General features: G+C 67.8%; 1 protein-coding gene. It reads right to left on the bottom strand.

The annotated features are described in order from the left end of the window. Positions 1-699: hypothetical protein (locus EIP75_RS24225; RefSeq protein ID WP_199758693.1), on the bottom strand; the 699-nt coding region annotated here is incomplete at both ends.

The raw sequence follows: 699 nt of genomic DNA, 5'->3' as shown, positions 1-699 counted from the left end.
TCGTTGACATTGGCCACGGCGCTGGTGGCTGCGCTGTCCACCGCTTCGGCCATGCCCTGTCCATCGGTGTAGACCGCACGCACGGTGATGGCCTTGCCGACATCGGCCTGGCTCAGCACGTAGGTGCCGCCGGTGGCGCCGGTGTTGACGCCATCCCGCCACCACTGGTAGGTGATGGCGCCCAGGCCATCGGCGTCGGCCAGGGTGTTCGATGCGGTGAGGGTTTCGCCCTGGGTGGGGGTTCCAACGATCAGGACGTTGCCGGTCGGGGCATCGTTGGCATCGGCCACGGCGCCCGTGGTGAGGCTGTCCACGGATTCAGCCGCGCCATACCCATCGGTGTAGGTGGCACGCACGGTGACGGTCTTTCCCACGTCGGACTGGGTCAGCGCGTAGGTGTTGCCGCTGGCGCCGCTGTCCACGCCATCGAGCAGCCAGTGGTAGGTGACGGTGCCCAGGCCATCCATGTCGGCCAGGGTGTCGGATGCGGTCAGTGTCTGGCCTTGGGCGAGCGTGCCGGTGATGGTCACTGCTCCCGTCGGCGCATCGTTGATGTTGGCCACGGCGCTGGTGGCCGTGCTGTGCACGGCCTCGGCCGTGCCCTGGCCATCGGTGTAGACGGCGCGCACGGTGATGGCTTTGCCGACATCAGCCTGGGTCAGTGTGTAGGTGCCACCGGTGGCGCCAGTGTTGACGCCA

Origin of the sequence: Aquabacterium soli, from assembly GCF_003933735.1 — a bacterium.
Lineage (GTDB): Bacteria > Pseudomonadota > Gammaproteobacteria > Burkholderiales > Burkholderiaceae_C > Aquabacterium > Aquabacterium soli.
Note: the sequence above shows the minus strand (reverse complement) of the source record. Positions and strands in the feature narration are given on the sequence as shown.